The organism is Mesorhizobium sp. C399B (genome assembly GCF_030323185.1).
Taxonomy (GTDB): Bacteria; Pseudomonadota; Alphaproteobacteria; order Rhizobiales; family Rhizobiaceae; genus Mesorhizobium.
Genome location: NZ_CP100472.1, coordinates 421791 through 445618, shown reverse-complemented (window position 1 = coordinate 445618; position 23828 = coordinate 421791). Strand labels below are relative to the sequence as shown.

The 23828-nt window shown below is 62.1% G+C and carries 32 protein-coding genes; 20 read left to right on the top strand and 12 right to left on the bottom strand.

Features of this window, described 5'->3' with window-relative positions:
* Positions 1 to 42: 42 nt before the first annotated feature.
* Positions 43 to 483, bottom strand: coding sequence for a VOC family protein (locus tag NLY36_RS02220; RefSeq protein ID WP_023667513.1), 441 nt, complete (start codon positions 481 to 483; stop codon positions 43 to 45).
* Between the two features lie 355 nt (positions 484 to 838).
* On the opposite strand from NLY36_RS02220, the gene NLY36_RS02215 reads away from it, so the two are divergent.
* The 6 genes from NLY36_RS02215 to NLY36_RS02190 all read left to right on the top strand — a co-directional run bounded on the left by NLY36_RS02215 (position 839) and on the right by NLY36_RS02190 (position 4252).
* Entirely contained in the window at positions 839 to 1435 is a 597-nt protein-coding gene (locus NLY36_RS02215) for a cold-shock protein (RefSeq protein WP_031244492.1), read from the top strand.
* Positions 1436 to 1548: 113 nt separating this feature from the next.
* Positions 1549 to 2121: a DUF192 domain-containing protein gene (locus tag NLY36_RS02210; RefSeq protein WP_023735353.1), complete on the top strand. Its 573-nt coding sequence runs from the start codon at positions 1549 to 1551 to the stop codon at positions 2119 to 2121.
* Between the two features lie 10 nt (positions 2122 to 2131).
* Positions 2132 to 2899: an alpha/beta fold hydrolase gene (locus NLY36_RS02205; protein WP_023735354.1), complete on the top strand. Its 768-nt coding sequence runs from the start codon at positions 2132 to 2134 to the stop codon at positions 2897 to 2899.
* A 56-nt stretch (positions 2900 to 2955) separates the two neighbouring features.
* Complete coding sequence (locus NLY36_RS02200; protein ID WP_023741428.1) at positions 2956 to 3327, top strand: hypothetical protein; 372 nt, start codon at positions 2956 to 2958, stop codon at positions 3325 to 3327.
* Between the two features lie 70 nt (positions 3328 to 3397).
* The gene (locus tag NLY36_RS02195) at positions 3398 to 3712 is read left to right on the top strand and encodes a hypothetical protein (protein ID WP_023744842.1); all 315 of its coding nucleotides are present in this window, start codon (positions 3398 to 3400) and stop codon (positions 3710 to 3712) included.
* 39 nt (positions 3713 to 3751) lie between these two features.
* Positions 3752 to 4252 carry a GNAT family N-acetyltransferase gene (locus NLY36_RS02190; protein WP_023735356.1) on the top strand — a complete coding sequence of 167 codons (501 nt, stop codon included), beginning with the start codon at positions 3752 to 3754 and terminating at the stop codon, positions 4250 to 4252.
* On the opposite strand, the gene NLY36_RS02185 is transcribed toward NLY36_RS02190, so the two are convergent.
* Complete coding sequence (locus NLY36_RS02185; protein WP_023681513.1) at positions 4249 to 4863, bottom strand: HD domain-containing protein; 615 nt, start codon at positions 4861 to 4863, stop codon at positions 4249 to 4251. The genes NLY36_RS02190 and NLY36_RS02185 overlap by 4 nt on opposite strands.
* A 133-nt stretch (positions 4864 to 4996) precedes the next feature.
* On the opposite strand from NLY36_RS02185, the gene cysE reads away from it, so the two are divergent.
* Together cysE and NLY36_RS02175 are read left to right on the top strand one after the other, a co-directional pair.
* Positions 4997 to 5845 (top strand): serine O-acetyltransferase, encoded by an 849-nt coding sequence (gene cysE, locus NLY36_RS02180; protein WP_023667506.1) that lies wholly within the window; start codon positions 4997 to 4999, stop codon positions 5843 to 5845.
* Positions 5846 to 6101: 256 nt separating this feature from the next.
* Positions 6102 to 6305, top strand: a complete 204-nt coding sequence (locus NLY36_RS02175) for a DUF3126 family protein (protein ID WP_006200852.1) — start codon at positions 6102 to 6104, stop codon at positions 6303 to 6305.
* A 287-nt stretch (positions 6306 to 6592) separates the two neighbouring features.
* Here the strand turns inward: NLY36_RS02175 and NLY36_RS02170 are convergent, their stop codons facing one another.
* Positions 6593 to 7318, bottom strand: coding sequence for a hypothetical protein (locus NLY36_RS02170; protein ID WP_023735357.1), 726 nt, complete (start codon positions 7316 to 7318; stop codon positions 6593 to 6595).
* Positions 7319 to 7428: 110 nt separating this feature from the next.
* On the opposite strand from NLY36_RS02170, the gene NLY36_RS02165 reads away from it, so the two are divergent.
* From NLY36_RS02165 to NLY36_RS02155, 3 genes are all read left to right on the top strand, one after another.
* The gene (locus NLY36_RS02165) at positions 7429 to 7797 is read left to right on the top strand and encodes a DUF6949 family protein (RefSeq protein ID WP_023735358.1); all 369 of its coding nucleotides are present in this window, start codon (positions 7429 to 7431) and stop codon (positions 7795 to 7797) included.
* An 84-nt stretch (positions 7798 to 7881) separates the two neighbouring features.
* Entirely contained in the window at positions 7882 to 8409 is a 528-nt protein-coding gene (locus tag NLY36_RS02160; protein ID WP_023735359.1) for a gamma carbonic anhydrase family protein, read from the top strand.
* 16 nt (positions 8410 to 8425) lie between these two features.
* A complete protein-coding gene (locus NLY36_RS02155) occupies positions 8426 to 8602 on the top strand; it encodes a hypothetical protein (protein ID WP_023735360.1) in 177 nt (58 codons plus the stop codon).
* 228 nt (positions 8603 to 8830) lie between these two features.
* On the opposite strand, the gene NLY36_RS02150 is transcribed toward NLY36_RS02155, so the two are convergent.
* On the bottom strand, positions 8831 to 8953 hold the full coding sequence (locus tag NLY36_RS02150; RefSeq protein ID WP_280812998.1) for a hypothetical protein: 123 nt from the start codon (positions 8951 to 8953) through the stop codon (positions 8831 to 8833).
* Between the two features lie 234 nt (positions 8954 to 9187).
* Between NLY36_RS02150 and NLY36_RS31495 the strand changes: the two genes are divergently transcribed.
* Positions 9188 to 9469, top strand: a complete 282-nt coding sequence (locus NLY36_RS31495) for an HNH endonuclease (protein ID WP_032905114.1) — start codon at positions 9188 to 9190, stop codon at positions 9467 to 9469.
* A gap of 84 nt (positions 9470 to 9553) precedes the next feature.
* On the top strand, positions 9554 to 10213 hold the full coding sequence (locus NLY36_RS02145; RefSeq protein ID WP_023735363.1) for a DUF2726 domain-containing protein: 660 nt from the start codon (positions 9554 to 9556) through the stop codon (positions 10211 to 10213).
* A gap of 188 nt (positions 10214 to 10401) precedes the next feature.
* Here the strand turns inward: NLY36_RS02145 and NLY36_RS02140 are convergent, their stop codons facing one another.
* From NLY36_RS02140 to NLY36_RS02130, 3 genes are all read right to left on the bottom strand, one after another.
* Positions 10402 to 11010: a transglutaminase-like cysteine peptidase gene (locus NLY36_RS02140; RefSeq protein ID WP_023729811.1), complete on the bottom strand. Its 609-nt coding sequence runs from the start codon at positions 11008 to 11010 to the stop codon at positions 10402 to 10404.
* A 288-nt stretch (positions 11011 to 11298) separates the two neighbouring features.
* The gene (locus NLY36_RS02135; RefSeq protein WP_023667501.1) at positions 11299 to 11916 is read right to left on the bottom strand and encodes a PilZ domain-containing protein; all 618 of its coding nucleotides are present in this window, start codon (positions 11914 to 11916) and stop codon (positions 11299 to 11301) included.
* 124 nt (positions 11917 to 12040) lie between these two features.
* The gene (locus tag NLY36_RS02130; RefSeq protein ID WP_023735364.1) at positions 12041 to 12676 is read right to left on the bottom strand and encodes a PAS domain-containing protein; all 636 of its coding nucleotides are present in this window, start codon (positions 12674 to 12676) and stop codon (positions 12041 to 12043) included.
* Positions 12677 to 13079: 403 nt separating this feature from the next.
* Between NLY36_RS02130 and NLY36_RS02125 the strand changes: the two genes are divergently transcribed.
* The 4 genes from NLY36_RS02125 (at position 13080) to NLY36_RS02110 (ending at position 16612) form a co-directional block, all read left to right on the top strand.
* Positions 13080 to 13847, top strand: a complete 768-nt coding sequence (locus NLY36_RS02125; RefSeq protein WP_023695379.1) for a rhomboid family intramembrane serine protease — start codon at positions 13080 to 13082, stop codon at positions 13845 to 13847.
* A 138-nt stretch (positions 13848 to 13985) separates the two neighbouring features.
* On the top strand, positions 13986 to 14417 hold the full coding sequence (locus NLY36_RS02120; protein WP_023667498.1) for a CBS domain-containing protein: 432 nt from the start codon (positions 13986 to 13988) through the stop codon (positions 14415 to 14417).
* Positions 14418 to 14619: 202 nt separating this feature from the next.
* On the top strand, positions 14620 to 16119 hold the full coding sequence (gene gatB / locus NLY36_RS02115) for an Asp-tRNA(Asn)/Glu-tRNA(Gln) amidotransferase subunit GatB (protein WP_023735365.1): 1500 nt from the start codon (positions 14620 to 14622) through the stop codon (positions 16117 to 16119).
* A 4-nt stretch (positions 16120 to 16123) separates the two neighbouring features.
* Positions 16124 to 16612, top strand: coding sequence for a GNAT family N-acetyltransferase (locus tag NLY36_RS02110; RefSeq protein ID WP_023807389.1), 489 nt, complete (start codon positions 16124 to 16126; stop codon positions 16610 to 16612).
* Between the two features lie 16 nt (positions 16613 to 16628).
* On the opposite strand, the gene NLY36_RS02105 is transcribed toward NLY36_RS02110, so the two are convergent.
* From NLY36_RS02105 to panB, 4 genes are all read right to left on the bottom strand, one after another.
* Entirely contained in the window at positions 16629 to 18029 is a 1401-nt protein-coding gene (locus tag NLY36_RS02105; protein ID WP_023735366.1) for an ArnT family glycosyltransferase, read from the bottom strand.
* Positions 18030 to 18211: 182 nt separating this feature from the next.
* Entirely contained in the window at positions 18212 to 19372 is a 1161-nt protein-coding gene (locus NLY36_RS02100) for a helix-turn-helix transcriptional regulator (protein WP_050591492.1), read from the bottom strand.
* A gap of 224 nt (positions 19373 to 19596) precedes the next feature.
* Positions 19597 to 20454: a pantoate--beta-alanine ligase gene (gene panC / locus NLY36_RS02095; protein ID WP_023688379.1), complete on the bottom strand. Its 858-nt coding sequence runs from the start codon at positions 20452 to 20454 to the stop codon at positions 19597 to 19599.
* 11 nt (positions 20455 to 20465) lie between these two features.
* Positions 20466 to 21296, bottom strand: a complete 831-nt coding sequence (gene panB, locus NLY36_RS02090) for a 3-methyl-2-oxobutanoate hydroxymethyltransferase (RefSeq protein ID WP_023710576.1) — start codon at positions 21294 to 21296, stop codon at positions 20466 to 20468.
* Between the two features lie 320 nt (positions 21297 to 21616).
* Here panB and NLY36_RS02085 point away from each other — a divergent pair, with 320 nt between their 5' ends.
* The 3 genes from NLY36_RS02085 (at position 21617) to NLY36_RS02075 (ending at position 23141) form a co-directional block, all read left to right on the top strand.
* Positions 21617 to 22015, top strand: a complete 399-nt coding sequence (locus NLY36_RS02085) for an NADH:ubiquinone oxidoreductase subunit NDUFA12 (protein ID WP_023710575.1) — start codon at positions 21617 to 21619, stop codon at positions 22013 to 22015.
* A 115-nt stretch (positions 22016 to 22130) separates the two neighbouring features.
* Positions 22131 to 22682 carry a DUF2155 domain-containing protein gene (locus tag NLY36_RS02080; RefSeq protein ID WP_023681499.1) on the top strand — a complete coding sequence of 184 codons (552 nt, stop codon included), beginning with the start codon at positions 22131 to 22133 and terminating at the stop codon, positions 22680 to 22682.
* 75 nt (positions 22683 to 22757) lie between these two features.
* Positions 22758 to 23141 (top strand): hypothetical protein, encoded by a 384-nt coding sequence (locus NLY36_RS02075; protein WP_023667489.1) that lies wholly within the window; start codon positions 22758 to 22760, stop codon positions 23139 to 23141.
* A 42-nt stretch (positions 23142 to 23183) separates the two neighbouring features.
* On the opposite strand, the gene aat is transcribed toward NLY36_RS02075, so the two are convergent.
* Positions 23184 to 23801 carry a leucyl/phenylalanyl-tRNA--protein transferase gene (aat, locus tag NLY36_RS02070; protein ID WP_023681498.1) on the bottom strand — a complete coding sequence of 206 codons (618 nt, stop codon included), beginning with the start codon at positions 23799 to 23801 and terminating at the stop codon, positions 23184 to 23186.
* Between the last annotated feature and the right edge of the window lie 27 nt (positions 23802 to 23828).

The window sequence follows — 23828 nt, the reverse complement described above, 5'->3', positions numbered from 1 at the left end:
CGGCTTGTCGGCGCGGCCGCCTCGCTCAAGATGGCGTGATCGCTACCAGGTGCCGGTGTTCGGCATCGATGCCCACGGCTCAGCCTTGGGCTTGGCCGGGCCCTTCTGCAGCAGTTCGAAGGAGATGCCGTCCGGCGACTTGACGAAGGCCATGTTGCCGTCGCGCGGCGGCCGGTTGATGATGACGCCATTGTCCATCAGATGCTGACAGGTGGCGTAGATGTCGTCGACCTCATAGGCGAGGTGGCCGAAATTGCGTCCGCCCTTATACTCCTCCGGGTCCCAATTGTAGGTCAGTTCGATCAGCGGCGCCTTCTCAGTGATGCCGCTTTCTACATCCTCGGAGGCGGCGAGGAAGATCAGCGTGAAGCGGCCCTGCTCGTTTTCGTAGCGGCGCACTTCCTTAAGGCCGAGCTTGTTGCAGTAGAAATCGAGCGAGACATCGACGTCGGCGACACGGACCATTGTGTGGAGGTAGCGCATGGGATTTCCTCGGGGATGTTTGGGTTGCGAGGCAACATAAGGTCCACCCCGCCGAAGGGCAACGAGCATCGACTGAAAGTGGTCACCGGTTTTGGAAAAATCAGATTGCTCTGACAAAAGCGACGGACACAAGTGGTTGCCGATTTCGGCGAAATCCCTTGCAAATTGCCGACCGGTTGACCGCCTTGATGGATCGTCATTGCTGTCGGCAGCGACGCCGGCAAACAACAAGTCAGCTATTCCTGTATTCAACCGTGAAAAAAGGCACGGCAGGTCTTGCACACCCCGGAAGCGGCGGTGTTAATCTAATGTCAAGAATCACTTGCGGTTTTCTTGAAAAAAAGGGGGCGTTCTTATGGGGGATAAGGCCTCTTTCACGAGGCGGGATGAGAACCTTGACGACGCCCTGAAGAGTGACAGTGGCGGCGATAGCGCCGACCTTGTCGAAATCGCCGGCGCCATCAAATGGTTCGACGTGGCCAAGGGCTACGGTTTCATACTTCCCGATGACGGTTCTTCGGGCGACATCCTCCTCCATGTCACCTGCCTTCGAAAGGACGGTTTTCAGACTGCATTGGAGGGCGCGCGTGTCGTGTGCCTTGTCAAGCACGGCGACCGTGGTTTGCAGGCGTTCCGGGTGCTGTCCATGGACACCACTACGGCGATCCATCCGGCCGAGATGCAGGAACAGCGCACCCATGTGGCGGTGACGCCGGAAAGCGGGCTCGAGCGGGCGCTGGTCAAGTGGTTCAACCGCACCAAGGGCTTCGGCTTTCTGACGCGCGGCGAGGGCACCGAGGATATCTTCGTCCATATGGAGACGCTACGCCGCTATGGCATCACCGAGCTCAGGCCCGGACAGGTCGTGCTGGTGCGTTTCGGACGCGGTGACAAGGGCCTCATGGCTGCCGAGATTCACCCTGATATGGGCACCTTGCCGGTCGCGCATTAGGACGCGAGCCTTCCTGAGGAAGTCAGGACGGCGTTTTTCTTGGTTTCACCACGATCTTATCCGAATACCTGAGACCACTTTTAGGGATCATGGTCTTTGGTCGAGGATTTCCAATGGCGTACAGGAACTGGCTGACAGCGGGCGCGCTCTGCGTCATCGTTGCGGGAGCCGCAGGCGCTTACTTCTATTCCGGGCAGCCGACCGCATCCCAGCAGACGATCGCCGGCGGTCAGGCGATGATCCTTCCCGTCGATCCGACACCCTTGGTCGTGGCGACGAAAGGGGGCGATAAATCCTTTTCGATCGAAGTCGCCGACACCGACTCGGAACGCGAGGCCGGCCTGATGTATCGCCAGGATATGGCCGACAATCATGGCATGCTGTTCGTCTTCGAGATGCAGAAGCAGGTCGGCTTCTGGATGCACAACACGCCGATGCCGCTCGACCTGATCTTTGTTGGACAGGACGGCAAGGTCCGGGCGGTCAAGCACGGCACTCCATTGTCCGATGCAGTCATCTCGCCGGGTGTGCCAGTGCGCTTCGTGCTGGAGCTCAAGGCCGGCACCGCCGCCAAAAACGGCATCGACCATGGCGATCTGCTGCGCCATCCGGCCGTCGGCACGGTGTCCGGCCCCGGCATGCCGCCATCGGACAAGGGCAACGCGCCCACGCCCGGCGCCGGCTGAGCCGCTCCCGATGCAATTCTTCTCCCATGACGGGTTCGACTTCGCCTTCCTCGACCGCCGGCCGGCGTCGGGGGCGGGCGATCCGGTGCTGATGATCCACGGCTTTGCCTCCAGCCACTATGTCAACTGGGTATCGCCCGGCTGGTTCAAGACGCTGAACGATGCCGGCTATCGCGCCATCGCCTTCGACAATCGCGGCCACGGCTCGTCGTCGAAAAGCTATGACGAGGCCGACTACACCCCGGCCAAAATGGCTTCGGACGCGGCGGCCCTGCTCGACCATCTCGGCATCGGCCGCGCGCATGTCATGGGCTATTCGATGGGCGCGCGCATCGCGGCGTTCCTGGCGCTGTCCGATCCCGACAAGGTGGCGACGCTGGTCTTCGGCGGCCTCGGCATCGGCATGGTCGACGGCGTCGGCGACTGGGATCCGATCGCCGAGGCGCTGCTGGCCGACGATCCGGCCGCCACCAGCCATCCGCGCGGTCGCTCCTTTCGCGCCTTTGCCGATCAGACGCGCAGCGACCGCCGGGCATTGGCTGCCTGCATCGCCACGTCGCGCGAACTGCTCAGCGAACACGACATGACGCGCATCGCCCAACCGACGCTGATTGCGGTCGGGACGACAGACGATATCGGCGGCTCGCCCGACGAGCTCGCCGCGCTGATGCCGAACGCCAAGTCATTTCACATAGACGGCCGCGACCATATGCTGGCTGTGGGCGACAAGACCTTCAAGCAGCGGGTTTTGGAGTTTTATGCCGAAAATCCGCTTTAACCGGTAAGCGATTTTCGGGCGATATGGATTGGGCGGCCGGCGAGGGGTGGCAAACAATGGCACAATGGGGAAGAAGCGCCGACGCTCTGCCGGGCGCCGTCGTGACAAGCAAGTTCGGCAAGCGTTCCGTCATCCTGGCGCTGCTCGCCTTCGGTGCCGGTGTGATGGCGCTGACCACAATGGTGGCGCTTCCGACCCACGCATCCGAGCGTGCCCAGAACATCGCCACGGGTTTCTTCATGGCGGTTTTCCTGCTGGCAGGGCCGTTGGCGCATATTGCCGGATTGATTTTCGGACTGATGGCGCTGGTGCGTTCGAACGATAGCCGCGTGCTTGGGGTCGTCGGCATCCTGCTCAACGGCGGCTCCCTGGCGGTTGGCTTCCTGCTGCTTGTGGCAATGGCATCGACGATAGGCGCTTTCACCTGATCGGGGACGAGTAATGGCCGGATGGGGAAGAAGCACGATAGCAATGCCCGGCGTGGTGGGGCGGAGCAGCTTGGGCAAACGCTCGGTGATCCTGGCCCTGCTGGCGTTCGCAATGGATTTTGCGGCGGTGGTCACGCTGGCGTTGATGCCAGGCGAGGCGTCGCTGGCCGCTCAAAACGTCCTCGGCGGGGTTTTTCTGGTGGTGTTTCTCGTTGCGGCGCCGCTGGCGCACATCACCGGCGTGGTTTTTGGCTTGATGGCACTGGGACGTTCAAACGACAATCATGTCCTCGGCATCATGGGTATCCTCCTCAACGGGCTGTCGTTGGTGATCGGCCTGTTCTTTGTTTGGGCGGCGACCAAATCCGTTGGCGCCTTCAGGTGATCGATCTTCGTCTGGCTTGCAGCCGGAGGCGGTGCCGCTTTGGTTGAACTTTTCGTCACCTATATGGAAATGCGCCAGGCCGATCTGGCGCCTGCGCGCGCCAACCCGGCGGCAAGTGCCAGGGTTGTGCGTGAGAGGCTGGACCGCGCCGCCTATCTCAGCCTCTACCGCGCTGTCGGCGAGCCGGTGCAGTGGGACCAGCGGCTGCGCATGCCGGCGGAAGAGCTCGAGCGCCTGCTGGCGCTGCCCTCGACACATATCCATGTGCTGCGCGTCGAGGGCGAAGCGGCTGGTCTGTGCGAATTCAACGGCGTCGGCCAGCCTGAGGTCGAGCTGGTTCATTTCGGGCTGGTCCCCGTCTTCCAGGGTCGCAGGCTTGGGCCGTTCCTGCTCGACCAGGCGCTTCGCGCCATCTGGTCGCACGCGCCGCAAGGGGTCTGGCTTCATACCGACACATACGACCATCCGGCTGCGCAATCGGTCTACAGGCGCGCCGGGTTCAAAGCCTATGCGCAGCGCATGGAGACATTTCCGGATTAGGATTTGAGCGTTTCTAGAGACCGCGCCAGGTTTTGCCTGGCCTGGGGCTCGAACCTCTGGCGGAATTCCTGCGTGTGAAAAATATGCTGGCGCGCGAGGAAAGTCTTGAGAATCGCGCCGCGACCGGCCCGCCACATCGGCTCCTCGACCCAGCCATATTCGCGGCGGACCGCTTGTTCATAGGCGTCGAAAGCGTCGGCTGACGCACCCAGGATCGCCAGGTCCATGTCGAGGAAAAGCGCTGCGTCGCGGAGGGCGTTCTCATCGGCAAGGCACCGTGGTTGAAGGCTGGGCAGTTCATGCGTGGCGGTGGCGACGATCATCGCCGCTATGCGGCCGAGGCGCTCCGGATCGGTGCGGGCGGCAAGTTTGTCCTGCGCAAGTGCCGCACTCCTGGCCTCGTTGTCCTTGGCGCGGCTGTCATAGATGGCGTCATGGAACCAGATTGCGGCTTCGACGGCGCCGGAATCATGCAGCGATGCTCGATATTCGTCCGCCAGCGCCAGCAACGCCTCGATATGGGCGAGGTTGTGATAGTGGCGATCCGGAGCTTGATAGAGCGCGGAGAGCGCGCGTTTCAGCGGAGCGTCGATCAAGGGTTCGTTTTCCATGGCGGCTTGAATTTCCGTGAACCAAATCCATTTCACCGAGCACTAAGGAAAATTGAGTTCAATCGTGCTATGATCTGGCTTATATGTGCCGCCGGAGAATAGGCAAGCGGCCAGGACGCAGGACAAGACGTCGATGAACAGCATCAGCATTTCCCGCCCCACAATGGTCCAGCCGGTCGATCCGATCTGGCGTTCGGTCCGCGACGAGGCGATGGAAGCGGTCAACCGCGACCCGCTTCTGGCGGCGTTCCTCTATTCGACCATCCTCAACCAGGAGAGCCTGGAGGAAGCTGTCATCCATCGGCTCGCCGAGCGGCTCGCGCATCAGGACATCGGCTCCGACCTCATCCGCCAGACGTTCAAGTCGATGCTGGCCGACGACAAGGAATGGTCGTCGATCGTGCGTGTCGACATCCAGGCCTATTACGACCGCGACCCGGCTTGCGACCGCTTCATCATGCCGGTGCTCTATTTCAAGGGTTTCCATGCCATCCAGACGCACAGGCTGGCACATTGGCTGTGGAATCAGGGCCGCAAGGATTTCGCCCTCTATCTGCAGAGCCGCTCGTCTTCGGTGTTCCAGACAGACATCAACCCGGCCGCCCGCATCGGCAAGGGCATCTTCATCGACCACGCCACCGGCCTTGTCGTGGGCGAGACGGCGGTGATAGAGGACGATGTGTCGATCCTGCACGGCGTGACGCTGGGCGGCACGGGCAAGGCCGGCGGCGACCGCCACCCCAAGATCCGTTACGGCGTGCTGATCGGCGCCGGCGCCAAGATTCTCGGCAATATCGAGATCGGCCATTGCTCGAAGATCGCGGCAGGCTCGGTCGTGCTGTCGCCGGTGCCGCACAACAAGACGGTTGCCGGCGTACCGGCCCGCGTCGTCGGCGAGACCGGCTGCGACCAGCCTTCGCGCCAGATGGACCAGCTTTTGCCGTCGCAATCGATGGACCAGGTCGTCAGCTTCGACATCTGATTTGCAACACCCGGCGCGCCGGACTGAAGTCCGGTTGCCGGCGCCGTTGCCTCTGAAGCATGATGCCGAAAAGTGTGAGGCGGTTTTCGGACGACATCATGCTCTACCTCCTTGATTTAGAGGCGGATTTGGATTCGACCTGAAATCATCCGGCCCCAGGGTTCGCGTTCTATCCAGCCGGCTTGCCTTTACATCGCCATTGTCGACGTGCCAGAAGCGCGTTCCAACGAGCAAGCCCGACGATCGGAGAAGACTTTTGAAGCCGGACGAAATCAGAAAGCTGGACGCCTATTTCAAGCGCGTCTTCCAGAATCCCAAACTCGAGGTGAAGGCGCGGCCGCGCAAGGAAGATTCGGCCGAGGTCTATGTCGGCGACGAGTTCCTCGGCATCGTCTTCAAGGACGAGGACGACGGCGACTATAATTTCTCGATGGCGATCCTCGACATCGATCTGGCCTGATCGCGGAACTGGGGATCGGAGTTGCCTATCTCCAACGAAGTGGGGAGATGAAGAGCAAGCCTCGGCGATCCTTCCCACCCCCCTCTGTCCTGCCGGACATCTCCCCCGCAAGGGGGAGATCGGCAGTTCCTCGGCTCTTCTTCTGCAACCTCGATAATTGGCGAAAGCAGTGATGGGGGCGTAATCTCCCCCTTGCGGGGGAGATGTCCGGCAGGACAGAGGGGGGTGCTGTCCCGCCAACGGTCGTAAACTTCTGCGCCGCTTCGCTTCGCCCGAACAGAGGCAGGCTAGCGCCCCGTCTTCAGGACGCGCGTGGCCTCGGCGACGATAGCGGCGTCAAGCGCCGGCCAGTTGCCCAGCAACTCCCGGGGAAAGCGGTAGGTCAGGCTGAGGCTGTCGCCGACCTGGATGTCCCGCTCGCAGGGCGCCAGCGATTCCTCGGCGCTCGGTCCGCTCAGGCAGCGGGCGACGAACGGGTCCTTGCCGGCCCGGCCGGCGACCGCGAGCACCTCGTTGAGATAGCCTGATTTTTCCGTAAAACCGTAAATCGTCGTGCCGCCGGGGCCGGGCGCGCCGGGCTGGCTTATGAGCGCGCTATAGATCGGCACGAAACGGCCGCTCATGTCGCGCGACATCATCTGCGGTTCGAACGACAGGAAGATGATGTTCTTGGCCGTGCCCGTGTGGTTGAAATCCTCGCGTGCGGCTTCGCTGTAGCCGTCCATCTGGGGATAGCGCAGATAAAGGTCTAGGCGCGAAGCGATGCCGTCGCGCCGCGCCTGCAGGAAGCGGATGGCGTTGGCCGGCACGGCAATGACATTGTTGCCGATCACCACCCTGTGGACCGTGGTGTCGTCGGTGTAGCCGGCCATGGCGATCGAGCGGCCGAACCATTTTCCGCCAAGGCTGATCGCCAGCGACAGCAGCGCCAGTGCGGCAAAGGCATAGAACACCCGCTTCATCAGCACGGAATCGACGACGTTGAATTCTTCGGCGGTCGCTGCCTGCTTCATCGCAATCCCCATAGTCGCCGCCGTCTGTCCTTGGGCGGCACACATGCCGTGGCACGGCTCTTGCTGCGCTGGACGCGACTGTGCGATCTCATGGTAAACGGAAGGTTAAGATGAGCCTGCTGCTGCCCGTTCTCTTCGCTTTCGCCGTCGGCCTCACCGCCTGCGGGCTTACCGGGTCTGTGATGGAACTGGCGGCGGGCCGCCGGCTTGCCTTTGCCGAGCCTTATGTGTCGCCGGCGTACATCCTGCGCTCGCTGGCCGCGACCGCTTGCGCCGGTCCGTTCATGCTCGCCAACGATGCGCTCGATGCGCGGCGCGAAGGCCGTATTTCCACGCTGATGCTGGTGTCCTGCGGCTGCACGGTGATCGCCTGGGCGCTGGCGCTGGGCATCGTGCTGATCGCCATTGTCTCCTGGGGCATCAGCTCTCCTGGTGCGCTTCAGCTTTTGGTGGAATCGCTGGCGCGGTATTTGCCTTGAGGCAATTGCGGGAGAAAACCGGCACGCGTTTTCCTCGGATTGTTCTAGGGTTTGTCCCGGCCTGCGACGAATCGGAGACTGCAAATGCCGACCTACGCAATCGACGGAAAAGCGCCCCGTTTCGAGGATGCCGACAGCAACTGGATCGCGCCGGACGCTACGTTGATCGGCGACATCAGCGTCGGCCGCAATGCCGGCTTCTGGTTTGGCGTGGTCATCCGCGGCGACAACGAGGCGATCGTCATCGGCGCCGACAGCAATGTCCAGGAACACACGGTGATGCACACCGATCCCGGTTTTTCCCTGACGATCGGGCAGGGCTGCACGATCGGCCACCGCGCCTTGCTGCATGGCTGCACGATCGGCGACAACAGCCTGATCGGCATGGGCGTCATAGTCCTCAACGGCGCCAGGATCGGCAAGAATTGCCTGGTCGGCGCCGGCGCGCTGGTCACCGAAGGCAAGGAGTTCCCCGACAATTGCCTGATCGTCGGCTCGCCCGCGCGGGTGATCAGGACGCTGGACGACGCCGCGGTCGCCAGGCTGCGCGCCTCGGCCGCGCACTATGTCGCCAACGGCAAGCGCTTCAAGGTGGGGCTGAAAGAGACGTAAGGCCAGCCGGCCAATCTTGTCCCGACGGTTCATTGCGCCCAACTCACTGTCCGTCGGAGCTGCGCCCGGCCATCGCATCGCGCAGCAGCTTTTGGCGGTGGGCGCCGACCCGGCACTCGAAACCCGCATTGATGACTATACGACAGCCCTCAAGGAAGCCGACAATGCCGGCTTCGAGGACGGCGCTTCATAAGGCGGATCGCATCGACACTGCGGATGGCCACAGCATAGGGAAGCGGCGTCCAGTCGTTCACGCCCCGCATGTCGGGGTCGGCGCCACCGTTGACCAGCACCTGGGCGATTCCAGTCTGTCGGTTCGGTCGGTGGACAGAGCAGCAATGATTGCCGGAAACCCGCCATGATCCGGATAATTCGGATTCGAGCCGGCATCGAGCAAGGTCAAGATGAACCCGACGGGGCTTCAATAGACCGCATACTCCAGCGGGTGCCCGAGGCCGATCTCGAACGGCATGTGCTCGTCGAACCAGCGGGGCGTGCCGCAATGCCACGCCGAGCCCCGCGAAATCGCCGGTCTTGAAGGCACCGTCGATCGCCTCGAACAGGCGATGGCGCTCGCAGTGATCTTCGGGGATTTCCAACATCGCCGCGATCCAGAAGGCGAAACTAACGGCCTATAGTGCCTCGATCTCCTGCCCGTGGAAAGGCGGTCGTTAGATGCGCTTGGCGGGGGCGATAGGGAGGTGTCGACTGTGCACGGTCCCTTACAAGAGACGGATTGACGTTTGGCCGCTGCCATAGTTCCCTGTTGCGGGGGGATATGACGGATCTAAGAAACCTTCAGTATCGTGCCTGGGTGCGCCGACATTTAGCTAAGAGCCAAGGCGGGAAATGTTGCTATTGCAAGCGCCAGTTCACGAAGAGCGGCTCGACCCGTTTCACCATTGAACACAAGAAAGCTCGAATGGACGGCGGCTCTGACGATCTCAGCAACCTTGCAGCCGCTTGCTTCCATTGCAATCAACATCGCGGCCTACAAAAGAACCGTGCCCGGCAAAAAGCGCAGCGACAAGTTCAAACTGACCCCACTACCCAAAATTGACATCGCTGGCCCCTTGGCCGCTTATTGTTGCAACTGGAACTAGGCCGTCAATGAATAATCTAGTCGTGGAGGTAGCTTACTTGCATGCCACCGGAGTACGTTGAGCTAATCGCGAAACCTCTTCTGCCAACCGCTATTTTCCTCGCGGGCGTTTTCGCTGGCATGGCCCTAGAGCGTTTCGTGTCAAGAATTCGAAAGCAGGCATGGAGGAAGAGAAACCGCTGGCGGTGGGCGAGAGAGCGCAGTGGTGGTGACATCCTTAGCGGCCTGTGGACCGCCACGAAGCCTGTTTCCGCGCCAACGAAACCAATTGATCCAGCTGACCAGTTGCGAATTGTCATGGATGCGAACTTCACCGTTCAACCGCTTCTCAACAAGAGTGAAGCGCGCGTCTTCAAGGAACTCGACCGTATGGTTATTGGCTGTAATCCAGCATGGCAGGTTATGGCACAAGTGTCTTTGGGGGAGATCCTGCGCAGCAAGGACGCGGACGCCTACAGCTGCATCAACTCGAAACGCGTTGACCTCCTCCTCGTGGACGAGAATTGTTTGCCTCGACATGCCTTGGAATACCAAGGTCACGCGCATCATCAGGGTTCGGCTGCGGCGCGTGATGCGGTTAAGAAGGAAGCCTTGCGAATAGCGGGTATCAGTTATCACGAGATCGTCGGTGGCCACACTACACCTTCCGAACTCAAGCGGCTGGTTGAGAAACTCGTGGACAAGCCCCTAGCAGCTCAATAGCTGGCCTATGCCAGCTTCGGGAGCTTGGCTGATCTTCTAGCCATCCTCCAGAAATGGTGGAGCCGGCCCGGGGACGGGGCCGGCTCCTTAAAACCCGGTCGTTGGGGACGGGGAGGGTGGGGACTCGACCGGGCTTTCTCGTTAGGCACGTCGCATTATTCGATGTGCTTGACCTCTGTGATGGCGTCCTAGCGGACGCTGGCAACCGCGTCGGCGCGACCGTCATTGATCGTCACCCACACGCCGGAATTCTGGTCGGACTGGCGCTTCAGGTAGGTGTAGTCGGTGTCGGTCCAGGACAGCACCTTGGAGTCCAGATTGTCGAGGATGAACTCGCCGAGGCTGGTGCGCACGGTCAGCACCGCGTGGCCGTCGCCATTTTGTTGGCGCGCCACGGTCATCAAGAGATTGCCGGCGGGAACGCCGAGCGCCATCAATTCGCGGCGCTTCTCCAGCGCATAGTCCTCGCAGTCGCCGAAGCCGCTGTCGGGATAGGACCAGACCTCTTCCTTACCCCACATTTCCATATCGGTGCGCGGCACGATCCGGGTGTTGACCGAATTGTTGACGTCGACGATCGCCGCCCACAGCTTGCGGGTCAGTTCGACCGGTGCCTGCTTCGGCGTGCGCTGAGCGCACTCCTGCGGCAGCTTCTGGCAGAATTCGTAGTGACCGACCGGCTGTGTCGTGCGGCCGCCAGTGTGCATGTAGGCCGGTCCTGCTGCTTGCGCCGTTCCCCAAGCGGAAAGCTGCATCGCCATTGCCAAGAGCAACAGCTTGCCCCAAATCTTCGCCATTGGTCAGTCTCCCCGTTTGAGGAGACAATGACAGCGCTGGATTTATTTGACGCAAAAACCCGAAGTAGACATTGAGTAAAAGCTCAATAGAATACGCGTAAAATTTGACCTATTTTAAAATAAAATCGTTCAGGTCTCGGCGTAAAACCGCGGTGTCGGGGCGCGGATTTCCGGGTGGAGCCGTGGATTTGCTGCGTGCCGCTACAAGCTGGAGAGGCAGGCGGAACGCCGGCAACAAAAAACCGGCCGCGCAGGGCCGGTTCGTTTTTGCTGCCTGTTGCCGATCGTTCAGGCGCGCGGGGCGTTGAACTCGGAATCGAGCGTTTCCGGGCGCTGGATGACGGCGAATTCGATGGCGACGCCATCCTCGAAATGACGCACCACCTGGCCACGCATGGTGCCCAGCATCACCTGGATGCCGAGCGCCGGCTTGACGTCGATCTCGACCGCCGCGCCCGACAGCGACAGGTCGATGATGCGGCACTGATACTGGCGCCCGTCGGTGAGCTGCAGCACGCTTGTCGGATTGCGCGGCGCCACGCGTTCGTGGCGGCGGTCTTCCGGCAGGTCGAGTTCATGCTTGTTGGCGAGCCAGGTCAACTGCGCGGCAAGCTTGTCCTTCTTGCGATCCGAAGCAATGACGGTCATGGCGAAGCCGTCCTGCGAGGTGCGCGTCACCACGCCCTCGATGCGGCCGATATGATCGATATAGGCAATGATTTTTTCGCCCGGCATGCCGACGCGCTCGGTGCGCAACGCGACATTGCCCGGCGACATATCGACGACCTGGCAGGGGTGCTCGGTGCGGTCCTCCAGCATGAAGCGCCCGTAGATCTTGACCCGGACGCGCTGAAAATTACGCCTTTCGGCGCGGGACGGTGCGTATTCGACCGCCGCTGACCTCATGACTGCCTACACCCCGTTGGCATTCCCGCGTCGTGCGTGGAATCTCGGCAAAAACTACAGCCAAGCAGGTTAACAAAGGGGAAAAGTGGGCCCCCGATAGTTAAGATTAGCGCCGGCTTGGAGACTATTGCTCGCGCCCGCCGTCGAACACGACGAGGTGGCGGATACGGCGCGACCGACCGAGCGCCGAGATGGTCTCCGGCGCTTCGAGTTCGGGAGCCAACGACGGAACGGATATTTCCGGCCGGTTTTTCAGGAACATCGGTTCCTTGTCGGGAGCGATGACGCGGATGGCGTCGATCAGCGCGTCGGTGATCGGGTCGGCGCCCAGCCAGAACGGCTTTTCCACGGCGCTGATGACGCCGAGGCAGCGCGGGTTCTCGACGCCGCCGTCGAGCGGCAGCGCAAGCAGTTCGAAGTGGTTGGACCGGCCGCTGCGGCTGAACCCCTCATAAGTGATCAGCACCACGGATTTCTGCTCGAAAACGCCGTGAATGAGGCGCGACACCAGCCGCTGGTCCTTCTCGCGCCATAGCGAGGGGAACGAAAAACCCTTGAGTTCGCGGCCGTAGCCGGCGCAAAGCCTGGTGCCGGCAAGCCGGAACACCGCTTCGCCGCGCGTATCCCTTTCCAGGATGAAGGTGTCGGCCAAAAGCGCCTTGATATCGGCCGGTTCGACTTCCGAACGCTTTGGGGCAGGACGTCCATGACGCAGGCGATTCCAATAATGGAACAGCGCGATTGATCCGTTCTGGTTCATGCTATGAAACTCCGCGCATTCTGCCGTCTGATGGTCCCATCGGTGAACAGAAAGGGCGCCCTCCGATGACCTACATGCGTTCCGGAGCAGGATGCGTGCCAGCGTCGTTAAGACTTGTTCACGGGTCGGGGGCGTTAAGGTTAACAAGTGGTTTACGTTGCGCGCGCAGGCTTGCCATGGCACACCAAAACCACTCCAGAAGCGGTCGTTTCGCGACGACCAACAGCACTTCGGTCAATAGTTTAGGGGAGCAGGGGGCTCGACCAGCCGTTCAAGGGAAACCTTGGACGGCTTCTTTTTGATTCGCGCCCCTGGTGATTCGCGGTTGTGATTCGTAGTTTGTGATTTGTCCGGGCATGGCCTAGATGCTCGCGACTACACGCAAATCCCTGGATCAGAGCATATGAGCGAACCGGCCGGCCCCTTGGAGACCGAACAGACCGCGGAGGCGCCGCCGCCGCGCCGCGAGCCGGTGTTCAACCTGCCACCGGTGGTGCTGGCGGTGATCGGCATCTGCGTTGCCATCTTCCTGCTGCAGCAATATGTGCTGACCGAAGAGCAGCAGATAACATTGCTCACCGACGGCGCCTTCATTCCGGTCCTCTATACCGGCCAATACGGTTTCGACTGGTTCCTCTTCACCCGTCCTTTCACCTATGCCTTCATGCATGGCGGCGTTGCCCACATTGCCATCAACATGGTTGCGCTGGCCGCCTTCGGGTCGCCGCTGGCCAACCGTCTCGGCTGGTTCTGGTTCGCCTTGTTTTTCGCCGCCACCGGGCTGGCCGCGGTGGTGCTGTTCTGGGCGGTCCATCCATACGGCGAAGCACCGCTGGTCGGCGCTTCCGGGGCGATATCGGGCATGATGGGTGCGGCGGCTCGCTTCGGGTTCCGTACCGACCGCTCCTCCGGCAGGGCGGCCTTTGCCGGTCCCGTGCTGCCGATCGCAATCGTTTTGCGCATGCGCGGCGTCGTCAATTTTCTCGGCGCCTGGATGGTCATCAATCTCGCCACCGGCCTTTACGGTCTCGGGCTCGGAGAGCCCGGCCAGATCGCCTGGGAAGCGCACATTGGCGGCCTCGTCGCAGGCTTCTTCGGGTTGCGCTGGTTCGACCGGCGCTGGCGGGCGCCTGAATGGGAGATCCCCGACGACCAGCGCACCCCCGACTAGCGCACTCTATTGGCGCAGCCCACTGGCACACCCCACTGGCACACTTGAAAAGCAACCGATCACGGCGCACGATGTTCACTCTTATGTGAAGCCGGTCAGGGCGGGAGCTGGCTAGCCAAGCAGGAGGAGGAGGACGCCATGACGGTTAAGGCAATTCTCGAGAGAAAAGGCCATGACGTGTTCACGCTCGGGCCGAATGTAAAGCTCAGCGAAGCCATTCGAATCCTGGCCGACCACAAGATCGGTGCACTGGTCATCACCAATGGCGATCGCAAGATCGTCGGCATCCTTTCCGAGCGTGACATCGTGCGGGTCGTCGCCAGGGAAGGCGCTGCCGCACTTGATATAACGGTACGCTCGGCGATGACGCCGAAAGTGAAGATCTGCAACGAGAACCACACGGTCAACGAGGTGATGGAGATCATGACCAAAGGCCGTTTCCGCCATCTGCCGGTGGAAAAGGATGGGCTGCTCGACGGCATCGTGTCGATCGGCGACGTGGTCAAGCGCCGCATCGAGGATGTCGAGCGCGAGGCCGACGAAATCAGGGCCTATATCGCAACGGCCTGACCTGACGAAGAAACCGCCGACCGAATACCGGCCGGCGGCGTTCATTCTATCGGTTGCCGAGCGGCCGAAAGGGGCTGAAAAGACCAGCCCGCTGCTCTGCGCTGCTTTGGGCGCTTGTCTCGCGAAGCGGTTTGCACTAGCGAAGACCGATACCCAAATTCGCGAAAATCGCAGTTTTCGCGAGCCAAAAGCGCAGGCCACCATGACCCTTATCGATACCCGCACGCCCGATGCCAAACGTTTTATTCCCGGCGCTACCGGCGATTGGGAGATCATCATCGGCCTCGAGGTTCATGCGCAGGTGACCTCGGAAGCAAAGCTGTTTTCCGGGGCGTCGACGACTTTCGGCGCGGCGCCCAACGCCAATGTCAGCCTCGTCGACGCGGCCATGCCCGGCATGCTGCCGGTCATCAATGAGGAATGCGTCAAGCAGGCGATCCGCACCGGCCTCGGATTGAAGGCGCAGATCAACCACAAGTCGGTGTTCGACCGGAAAAACTATTTCTATCCCGACCTGCCGCAGGGTTACCAGATATCGCAGTTCAAGCAGCCGATCGTCGGCGAAGGCACGATCGTCATTTCGGTCGGTCCCGACCGGCAGGGCGAGTTCGAGGACATCGAGATCGGCATCGAGCGCCTGCACCTGGAGCAGGACGCCGGCAAGTCGATGCACGATCAGCATCCCACCATGTCCTATGTCGATCTCAACCGCTCCGGCGTGGCGCTGATGGAGATTGTCTCCAAGCCCGACATGCGCTCCGCCGAGGAGGCCAAGGCGTATGTCACCAAGCTGCGCACCATCGTGCGCTATCTCGGCACTTGCGACGGCAACATGGACGAAGGTTCGATGCGCGCCGACGTCAACGTCTCCGTTCGCAGGCCCGGCGGCGAATTCGGTACGCGCTGTGAGATCAAGAACGTCAACTCGATCCGCTTCATCGGCCAGGCCATCGAGTTCGAGGCGCGCCGCCAGATCGCCATCCTCGAGGATGGCGGCAAGATCGACCAGGAAACCAGGCTGTTCGACGCCGTCAAAGGCGAGACGCGCTCGATGCGCAGCAAGGAAGAGGCGCATGACTACCGCTACTTCCCCGATCCCGACCTTTTGCCGCTGGAGTTCGACCAGGCCTATGTCGACGCGCTGGCCAAGGAGTTGCCGGAACTGCCCGACGACAAGAAGGCGCGCCTGATCTCCTCACTTGGCCTGTCGATCTACGACGCCTCGATCCTGGTGTCGGAAAAGCCGATCGCCGACTATTTCGAGCAGGTGGCCTCGGGCCGCGACGGCAAGCTTGCCGCCAACTGGGTCATCAATGACCTGCTCGGCCAGCTTAACAAGGCCGGCAAGGACATTGAAAATGCTCCTGTAACACCGGAGCAGCTCGGTGCCGTGATCGACCTGATCAAGGAAGGCACCATCTCCGGCAAGATCGCCAAGGATCTGTTCGAGATCGTTTGGAACGAGGGCGGCGATCCGCGCCAGCTGGTCGAAAGCCGCGGCATGAAGCAGGTCACGGACACCGGCGCCATCGAGAAGGCGGTCGACGAAGTCATCGCCGCCAACCCCGACAAGGTCGAGCAGGCTCGCGCCAAGCCGACCATGGCCGGCTGGTTCGTCGGCCAGGTGATGAAAGCCACCGGCGGCAAGGCCAACCCGCAGGCGGTCAACGATCTGGTCAAGGCCAAGCTCGGTATCGAATAGAACAATGTTCGTCCGCACCGCCAGCGAACGTGACCTTGCCGCTGTCCGCGCGCTGCTGGTCGAAACCTGGCACGCAACCTACGACGCGATCTATGGCGCCCAGCGGGTGATCGAAATTATCGACGACTGGCATTCGATCGCCTCGCTCAAGGCGCGGCTGACAAGGCCGAACTCGGAATTCCTGGTCGCCGATGACGGCAAGCGTATCGGCGGCATGGCTTTTGCCGCCGCAACGACGGATGCGAAGATCGTGCTGCTGAACCAGCTCTATGTACTGCCGGCCTGCCAGCGGCAAGGCATCGGCCAGGCCTTGCTGGACGAGGTCGAAGCCAGCTTTCCCGAGGCGAACAGGTTGCGCGTCGAGGTGGAAGAGGCCAACGTGCCGGCCATCGCCTTCTACCGTTCGAAGGGATTTTTGCCGGTCGGCAGCACCGCCGATTGCGGCGGCGGTTCGGGGTTGCCGGCGCTGATCTTCGAGAAACCGCTGGGATAGGCGCCCGACGAAACGCTCAGTGCTGTCCCTTCAGAACGACCAGATAGCCGCGTTCCACCGGCTGCCGGAAGGCGATCTGTTCGGATGTGCCCGGATCTTTCGATTGCTTTTCGATGACGTAGCCGCCGGGATGAGACTTGAGCCATTCCTCAGGCTTGTCGGCGTTCTCGAATGGCTTCTCTATTCGCCCAAGGAAACCGACCTCGCCCTGATAGTCGTAAGCGACGGCCCAGTCGGCGTCCTTTCGTTCGTCGATGAAGCTCGCCAGCGGCGTGAGATCGTAGCGTTTGAACACGGTCGCCGAGGCGGCGGCGTGGCCGATGGCGAAAAGGGCAAGCATGACAAAGGCCGTCGCCCTCAGCCTGGCTACTGAAATCTCGGCCATGAAGTAGCCCAGCAGAATGGTCGCGAACGGTAGTGCCGGCACGACATAGTGCGGCTGCTTGCCGGATATGGCGCTGAAGACCAGCAGCACCGCAATGAACGAGAACGACAGCAGGCGCAGGGCACGCAGATCCGGGGATTTCGTGTCGATGAGGCTGCGTATCCGGGCAGCCGGCTTCAGCCGCCACACCGGGGGGACAAAGGCCCAGGGCACGAACATGAGCGGCAACAGCATCAGGTAAAAGTAAAACGGCCGGCCATGCGAATTGTGCAGGCTTCCGGTAACCCGACCTGCCGACTGGTTCCAGACGAGGTCGTAGACGAAACTGCCCTTGGTCAGGATGGTCGCGGGCGCCAGCCATATGGCGACCGGGACAAGGGCGGCGAGAATTGCCAGGCCGGCTCCGGCAAAGAACTGCAAAGGGGCAAGGCCGGCTCGCCGGTCACGCCAGAGGGGATAGAGCAGGACGGGCGCGCCGATGTGAATGAGCACGACCGGGCCTTTGGCCAGCACGCCGAGCCCGATGAACAGACCCGCCAGCACCGCCTGCCACCGGTTGCCGGTCCTGGCGAAGGCCAGCAGCGCCAGCAGTGCGGCGACCACACAGGCCGTCAAAAGCATGTCGAACAGGATCAGGGTCGAATAGATGACAAAGACGGTGCTGCCGGCCACCAGCCAGGGGATGCGACTGGCGATGTCCGGGCGCTCGGGAAACAGGGTTTTGGCCAGAAGCGTCGTCAGCCAGATGACCAGCGACGAGGCGGCGAAGATGACGAGCATCGCCGCCGCGCGGCTCACACCGAAGATGTTCCAAGAGAGATCGATGAGCCAGAACAACAGCGGCGGCTTCTGCAGATAGGGCGCAAAGTTCATCGTCGGTACGAAGACATGTCCACCGAGATACATCTCCCAGGCGACGCTGAGATAGCGCGTCTCATCGACCGGCAGTAGCGGACGGAAAGCGAGCGCGATGCAAAGCAGGGCCAGCAGGAAGAGGTAAGGCAGCAGCCGTTCAATTCGTGTCGGTATCAAGTTCGGGGACCGCCCAGGAAATGGTTTCCACGTCCGGTCGTGCACGATGCACCGTCTCCGGACCGGAGCAGAACCGCACCATGATTTTGGCCGAATTGCAACGATGCCGGCTTGGTATTGTGGATTACGCCTGCGTACCGGCAAATAGTTGAAAAATTTGACGATTGGCTCCGAGTATGGCTTCAGGCCGAGCGCAGCGGCGGCGTCAATTCGCGCATCAGGAGTTCCAGCTCTCGCTGGTCGCCGGTGGCGGTCTTGTCGAAGATGGTTGCCAGCTGTGATTTGACGGTGCCGTCCGAGACGCCGCTGGCAGCCGCGATTTCACGCCGTGTCAGCCCGGCGGCGACATGGCCGGCGACACGCTTTTCCGCTGCGGTCAGTCCGAACAGCGCAGCGATCGCTTCCAGCGCCGGCACTGATGCGGCGCCGGCGGCGGCAATGAAAATGGCCGCGGCGGCGCGCGGCGATATGCGGGCCGAAATGTCGCGTCGCGCCAGAGGCATGACATGCGCCACCGCCGGAGACATGGCCTTCACCAGCGGAATGTTGATGCCGGACGGTCCGAGCGCGAATTCGTCGCGCGTGCCGAGCTGGACGGCGCGGCCGATGGCGGTGTTGGCGTTAGCATAAGCGAAGGACAGCTGGCCGCGCACCGAGGACACTGAGGCGGTTTCGGTGAGCAGGGCTTCGGCTGCCCGATTGGCGAAAATGATCTGCATATCGTCGGCGACGATCAGCACCGGATGGTCGAGGCTCTCGAGGATCGAGCGAAAGACGTCGGCCTTGCGCCGCTCGGCCTCGAACAGGTCGCCGATGGTCACCGCACGCCGGACATGGGGGGCGAGCGTGGACATCAGGTCGATATCCCTGGCTGAAATCTGGGGCCTGTCCTTGTCGGTAACCACCATCAGCGTGCCGGCGCGCGCCGGCTGCTTCATCAGCGCCACCCAGAAGAAATCGTCGAGACGGTTGGGTTCCACCCACTCGCGCACGATGCGGCTTTCGAGCCAGTTCTGGCGGGCGTCAGGGCCTTGCAGGGCGTAGACGCTATCGACGGTGAACGGTATGTCGATTTCCATCTTCGGCACCGCCTTGAAGAAGGGCACCTCGCAGGCGTAGTCGCGCTGCAGCGGCTCAAGCAGGACCGGATCGCCGCAGGAAGTCGAAAACCGGGCCGAGTTTCTCGCCGTATCGACGACCGCCAGCATGGCAAGCCGGCCGAGCGCCAATTTGCAGATTGATTCAAGCGTCGATGGCCAACGGCCGACATCGGCAATCGAATCGTAAATCGCTTCGACGATCTGCGGCAGGGCGCGACCGAATATGTTGGCCTGGACAGACACGTAGAGCCTCGTAAGGATTGCAGCGTAGTGGCAGGTCACACACTGTCTCCGCCTGAGGTCGCACACAACATAGCCGGCTTGGTTACGTCTGTGAAACGTCTCACAGCGGCGTTCGGTGTATTGTGAGCGCTTACGGGCTGGCCAGAACGTGCCTGATGAGCCGTTGTCTAAGAGCACTCGGGCCGCTCTGCGATACAAATCAAAGTGAACGGAATTGCAATTTTTCAGGGAATAAATGAGGAAACTTCCACATTGTCGATCAACCTGGTTCTGCCAAGCCACGCCGCGGCAAGCAGGCGGCCATCGCCGTCACGCCGCCACGAGGTGAGCGTCAGGCTCTTGCGCGCGGCGACGTAGTCGACGCTGTCGAAGCCTGCCTCGAGAAGCGCGGCAGTGGCTTTGCCGGTCACGCCGTTTTCATCGGCGCCGGCCGCGAGCGCTGCCGCCGTCTGGCGCAAGATGACATTGAGCTGTCGCGCGACGTCGAGTTCGGCGGCGTCGAGATAGGCGTTGCGCGACGACATTGCCAGGCCATGCGCATCGCGCACGGTTGGCGCGCCGACGATTTCCACCGGAAGGTCAAGATCGCGGCAGAGCTTTCGGACGACGCAAAGCTGCTGGTAGTCTTTTTCGCCGAAGATGGCGTAGTCGGGCAGGGCTTGCAGAAAGAGCTTGGCCACGACCGTGGCGACGCCCTCGAAGAAGGTCGGCCTGAAATCCGATTCCAGGCCAGAAGACGGGCCGCCGACCGAAATCTTCGTCGCAAAGCCTGCCGGATACATCTCGGAAACCGTAGGCGTGAAGGCAAGCTGTGCGCCGGCCTCGGTCAGCCGGTCGAGATCGCGGGCCAGCTGACGCGGATACTTGTCGAGATCTTCAGTGGGGGCGAACTGGGCCGGGTTGACAAAGATCGAGACGACGCAGCGATCGGCCGTTGCGAGCGCGGCCCCGACCAGCGAGATATGGCCGTCATGCAAAGCGCCCATGGTCGGCACCATGGCGACGCTCAGGCCTTCGCGCCGCCATTCGCGGATCTGCGCGCGAAGGCCGGGCACGGTGTCGACGACGAGCGGCTGGCTGATGGGGGGCCGGTTCATGCCTTGTCCTTGTCGCTCGCGGCTGAAAAGACGTGGCCCGGCCCGGGGAAGGTGCGGCTGCGCACCTCCGCCGCGTAGCGCGCGGCGGCATTGGCGACCACGCTGCGCAAATCGGCGTATTCCTTGACGAATTTCGGCACCCGGTCGACCGTCAGGCCGACCATGTCGTCGATGACCAGGATCTGGCCGTCGCAATCGCGGCTGGCGCCGATGCCGATGGTGGGAATGGCAATCCGCCGGGTGAGGTCGGTGGCAACGGCCTCGACCGTGCCTTCGATGACCAGCGAAAACGCGCCGGCCTTTGCGACCGCGTCGGCGTCGCGCATGAGCGCGGCCACATTCTCCGGGGTGCGGCCCTTGATCTTGTAGCCACCGTCCTTTTCCACCGATTGCGGCTGCAAGCCGATATGGCCCATCACAGGAATGCCGGCCGCGACGATTGCCGCGATCTGGAGGGCGACTTCGACGCCGCCTTCCAGCTTCACCGCCTGGCAGCCGGTTTCCTCAGAGATGCGGCGCGCCGAGGCAAGGGCTTGCGCGGCCGAAGTCTCGTAGCTGCCGGCCGGCATGTCGACCACCACGCAGGCCTTTGCCGAGCCGCGCATCACGGCCTGGCCATGGACGATCATCATTTCCAGCGACGCGCCAAGCGTGGTCTTGTGGCCATGCAGCACCATGGCAACGCTGTCGCCGACCAGGAGAAGGTCGACATGATCGTCGAGCAGGCGGGCGACGGGATAGGTGTAAGCGGTAAGGCATACGACCGGCACGCCGCCCTTGCGGGCGCGTATTGTCTCCGCACTGATCCTGGCGACAGCTAAGGCCATTCCTCACCTCCCGCAGCCGGCGTTGACTACAGCGCCGCGCGTCCCGTGGACGCGCAAAGGAGGCTGTATCACTTTGGTTGCGCATGACCCCGAAAATCGACTTCGATTTTCGGGGTCATGCGGCAGCGCCGGGCGATGAGAGCTTTAGGAAGACGCAGCCGGCTTGGCAAGCGTCGGTTCGCAGGTGCGAAATGGATCGGCCAATGACCGAGCGTTTCGGCATGCCGTCAGTGCCGCAGGCGCCGCAAAACCCTTGCCTTCGCCAAGGCCTGACGCCATAAGCAGGGAACAGCCACCGCCGCGCGCCCGCGAGGATCTGAATGAAAACTTTCCTTCTGCAGTTTTTCACCTGGTGGAACCGCCAGACGCTGGGAACCCGTTTTCACACCTGGCGCCACGGCAACAAGGTCGGCCAGGATGGGGCCGGCAATGTCTACTACGAAGGCGGCGTCGATTCGGAAGGCCGCACCCGCCGCTGGATCATCTACGCCAATTATTCGGAGGCGTCGGCGATCCCTCCGGGCTGGCACGGCTGGATGCATCACCGCGTCGATGTGGCGCCGCCAAGCGACGACTATCGGCCGCGCGAATGGGAAAAGGCGCATGAGCCGAACCTCACGGGAACACCGGCGGCTTATCGCCCGAAGGGTTCCGTGCTCACCAATCAGCACCGTCCGCAGGTGACGGGCGACTACGATGCGTGGACGCCTGGTTCTTGACCGCCGGCCGGTCCTTTGTCGCCACAATTGGCGTTTAGCTGCTTGCTGATATGACAACGGCGAATAGCCTTGGGCGTGACAGAATCACCCGGGCCCAAACCACCGGTATCTCCGCATGAACATTTTCAGCCTGACATCGATGGCCGGACTGGCGGCAATTGGCGCTGTCGCCATGTTCCCGACAGCGTTTGCCGCGGCGCAGGCGCCTGCGGCAGCACCCGCAATCTCCGATCGCATCACCAATCCGGTCGCCGAATTTGCCGGCATCGACAAGATCACCGGCCGTATCATCACCTTCGATGTCTACATCGACGAAACCGTGCAGTTCGGCGCTTTGCAGGTGACGCCGCGCATCTGCTATTCGCGGCCGGAGAATGAAGAGCCGAAGACCGATTCCTTCGTCGAAGTCGACGAAATCACACTCGACCGCAAGATCCGCCGCATCTTCACCGGCTGGATGTTCGCCGAGAGCCCCGGCCTAAACGCCGTCGAGCACGCCGTCTATGACGTCTGGCTAAAGGGCTGCAAGCAGAAGTCGGATGTGCCGCCGCCCGACGCGGCCAATGCCGAGACGCCCAAGGTCGACACGTCCAAGCCAAAGCCCGCCGCTGCTCCGGCCGCCGAACAGCCGGACCCCACGGAACCTGACGCTACCAACACCAACTGATCCTCCGGAACCGTCATGGCCACCATGCGTTGGGCCATGGACGACCGCGCATTTGCGCGCTTGGAGGATATTCTGATGTCGGACAGCAAACGGATCACGGCCAGCAAAGACGACCTGCTCGAACTCGAAAAGGGGTTCTGGACGGGCGACGAAGCTTACTACGCCGCCAACGTCGACACAGAATGCCTGGTGGCATTTCCTGAGATGGCACAGGCAATGGACAATGCCGATCTGGCCAAGACCGCGACCAAGCCCAACCGCTGGCGCGACCTTCAGATCGACCTCAAGGGTATCATCGAGCCCGGCAGCGACATTATCATGCTGACCTATGAGGCTCATGCGACACGGGAAAACGGCGAGCCCTACGCGGCGCTGGTCAGCACTGGCTATGTCCACCGTGTCAACGGCTGGAAGATGATGTTCCATTCGCAGACGCCGATGGAAACCGCGAAGGGCTGACCCCTTTCACCTGTCGAGCCGGCTCGGCCGCTCGGTCTCCGGTCAGGGATAAAAAACGGCTTCGCCCTTCAGCGCGTCGGCCAACATCTTCTCGTATTTGACGCGCGGCACGTCGACCGCGCCGAAGCGTTTGAGATGCTCGGTGGTGAATTGCGTGTCGAGCAGGGCAAAGCCGCGCGCCTTCAGCCGTTCGACCAGATGATACAGGCAGGTCTTGGACGCGTCGGTTTCCCGGGCGAACATGCTTTCGCCGAAGAACACGCGACCGAGCGAGACGCCATAGAGGCCGCCGACCAGCCGTTCCTCGCGCCATGCCTCGACCGAATGGCAGTGTCCCAGACGGTGCAGCTCGATATAGGCTTCGCGGATCGGCGCGTTGATCCAGGTCGAGCGGCGCTCCTCGCGCTTTTCGGCGCAGCCGTCGATCGTCGCCTCGAAATCGAAATCGAAGCGGATGTCGAACGGGTGCTTGCGAATTGTCTTCCGCAAGCTCTTCGGCGTGTGGAAGCCATCGAGCGGTATGATGCCGCGCGTCTCCGGCCGCACCCAGAACACTTCCGGGTCGGAAGCGCTCTCGGCCATCGGGAAGACGCCCGAGGCATAGGCCTTGAGCAACAGGTCGGTCGGAATGCGATAGCCGGGAGCGTAAGGACGGGTCATCGCGGCATCATAGCGGCAAGTCGGGCG